We start from the raw sequence: 3072 nt of genomic DNA, 5'->3' as shown, positions 1-3072 counted from the left end.
CAGGTGTGACCTCCTTGCCATTGTCACCAGACAAGTGAATGATTATACATTCAAAACTAGATAGTAAGTAAAGATTTGCGTCGCAAAACTTGAAAAAATTGATTAAGTCTTCGATCGATTAGTATTCGTCAGCTCCACGTGTCACCACGCTTCCACCTCGAACCTATTAACCTCATCATCTCTGAGGGATCTTATAACCGAAGTTGGGAAATCTCATCTTGAGGGGGGCTTCATGCTTAGATGCTTTCAGCACTTATCCCGTCCATACATAGCTACCCAGCTATGCCGTTGGCACGACAACTGGTACACCAGAGGTATGTCCATCCCGGTCCTCTCGTACTAAGGACAGCTCCTCTCAAATTTCCTACGCCCACGACGGATAGGGACCGAACTGTCTCACGACGTTCTGAACCCAGCTCGCGTACCGCTTTAATGGGCGAACAGCCCAACCCTTGGGACCGACTACAGCCCCAGGATGCGATGAGCCGACATCGAGGTGCCAAACCTCCCCGTCGATGTGAACTCTTGGGGGAGATAAGCCTGTTATCCCCGGGGTAGCTTTTATCCGTTGAGCGATGGCCCTTCCATGCGGAACCACCGGATCACTAAGTCCGTCTTTCGACCCTGCTCGACTTGTAGGTCTCGCAGTCAAGCTCCCTTATGCCTTTACACTCTATGAATGATTTCCAACCATTCTGAGGGAACCTTTGAGCGCCTCCGTTACCTTTTAGGAGGCGACCGCCCCAGTCAAACTGCCCGCCTGACACTGTCTCCCACCACGATAAGTGGTGCGGGTTAGAAAGCCAACACAGCTAGGGTAGTATCCCACCAACGCCTCCACGTAAGCTAGCGCTCACGTTTCAAAGGCTCCTACCTATCCTGTACAAGCTGTGCCGAATTTCAATATCAGGCTACAGTAAAGCTCCACGGGGTCTTTCCGTCCTGTCGCGGGTAACCTGCATCTTCACAGGTACTATGATTTCACCGAGTCTCTCGTTGAGACAGTGCCCAAATCGTTACGCCTTTCGTGCGGGTCGGAACTTACCCGACAAGGAATTTCGCTACCTTAGGACCGTTATAGTTACGGCCGCCGTTTACTGGGGCTTCGATTCGTAGCTTCGCAGAAGCTAACCACTCCTCTTAACCTTCCAGCACCGGGCAGGCGTCAGCCCCTATACATCACCTTACGGTTTAGCAGAGACCTGTGTTTTTGATAAACAGTCGCTTGGGCCTATTCACTGCGGCTCTTCTGGGCTTGCACCCTAAAGAGCACCCCTTCTCCCGAAGTTACGGGGTCATTTTGCCGAGTTCCTTAACGAGAGTTCGCTCGCTCACCTTAGAATTCTCATCTTGACTACCTGTGTCGGTTTGCGGTACGGGCACCTAATCTCTATCTAGAGGCTTTTCTCGGCAGTGTGAAATCAACGACTCGAGGAAACAATTTCCTCTCCCCATCACAGCTCAATCTTAAGAGTGCCGGATTTGCCTAACACTCAATCTCACTGCTTAGACGTACAATCCAATCGTACGCTTCGCCTATCCTACTGCGTCCCCCCATCGATTAAAACGATTATAGGTGGTACAGGAATATCAACCTGTTATCCATCGCCTACGCCTGTCGGCCTCAGCTTAGGACCCGACTAACCCAGAGCGGACGAGCCTTCCTCTGGAAACCTTAGTCAATCGGTGGACGGGATTCTCACCCGTCTTTCGCTACTCACACCGGCATTCTCACTTCTAAGCGCTCCACATGTCCTTGCAATCATGCTTCAACGCCCTTAGAACGCTCTCCTACCATTGTCCAAAGGACAATCCACAGCTTCGGTAATATGTTTAGCCCCGGTACATTTTCGGCGCAGTGTCACTCGACTAGTGAGCTATTACGCACTCTTTAAATGATGGCTGCTTCTAAGCCAACATCCTAGTTGTCTGGGCAACGCCACATCCTTTTCCACTTAACATATATTTTGGGACCTTAGCTGGTGGTCTGGGCTGTTTCCCTTTCGAACACGGACCTTATCACCCATGTTCTGACTCCCAAGTTAAATTAATTGGCATTCGGAGTTTGTCTGAATTCGGTAACCCGAGAGGGGCCCCTCGTCCAAACAGTGCTCTACCTCCAATAATCATCACTTGAGGCTAGCCCTAAAGCTATTTCGGAGAGAACCAGCTATCTCCAAGTTCGATTGGAATTTCTCCGCTACCCACAGTTCATCCGCTCACTTTTCAACGTAAGTCGGTTCGGTCCTCCATTCAGTGTTACCTGAACTTCAACCTGACCATGGGTAGATCACCTGGTTTCGGGTCTACGACCAAATACTATACGCCCTATTCAGACTCGCTTTCGCTACGGCTCCACATTTTCTGCTTAACCTTGCATCAGATCGTAACTCGCCGGTTCATTCTACAAAAGGCACGCCATCACCCATTAACGGGCTCTGACTACTTGTAAGCACACGGTTTCAAGTTCTCTTTCACTCCCCTTCCGGGGTACTTTTCACCTTTCCCTCACGGTACTGGTTCACTATCGGTCACTAGAGAGTATTTAGCCTTAGGAGATGGTCCTCCCAGATTCCGACGGAATTTCACGTGCTCCGTCGTACTCAGGATCCACTCAAGAGAGAATATATTTTCAACTACAGGATTATTACCTTCTTTGATTCAACTTTCCAGATGATTCGTTTAATATATTCCTTTGTAACTCCGTATAGAGTGTCCTACAACCCCAATAAGCAAGCTTATTGGTTTGGGCTCTTCCCGTTTCGCTCGCCGCTACTCAGGGAATCGAATTTTCTTTCTCTTCCTCCGGGTACTAAGATGTTTCAGTTCTCCGGGTCTGCCTTCTGACAAGCTATGAATTCACTTGTCGATAACACAACATAACTTGTGCTGGGTTTCCCCATTCGGAAATCTCTGGATCAACGCTTACTTACAGCTACCCAAAGCATATCGTCGTTAGTAACGTCCTTCATCGGCTTCTAGTGCCAAGGCATCCACCGTGCGCCCTTAATAACTTAATCTAATATAGTTATTAATCTGTGAGTGTTCTTTCGAACACTAGCGATTATTTTT

1 rRNA gene is annotated in these 3072 nt (G+C 49.0%); it reads right to left on the bottom strand.

From position 1 onward, the window contains the following. Positions 1-98 precede the first annotated feature (98 nt). Positions 99-3020: ribosomal RNA gene (locus tag HMPREF2881_RS11345) — 23S ribosomal RNA — on the bottom strand. Positions 3021-3072: the final 52 nt, after the last annotated feature.

Source organism: Staphylococcus sp. HMSC057A08, from assembly GCF_001812925.1.
GTDB lineage: Bacteria > Bacillota > Bacilli > Staphylococcales > Staphylococcaceae > Staphylococcus > Staphylococcus hominis.
Note: the sequence above shows the minus strand (reverse complement) of the source record. Positions and strands in the feature narration are given on the sequence as shown.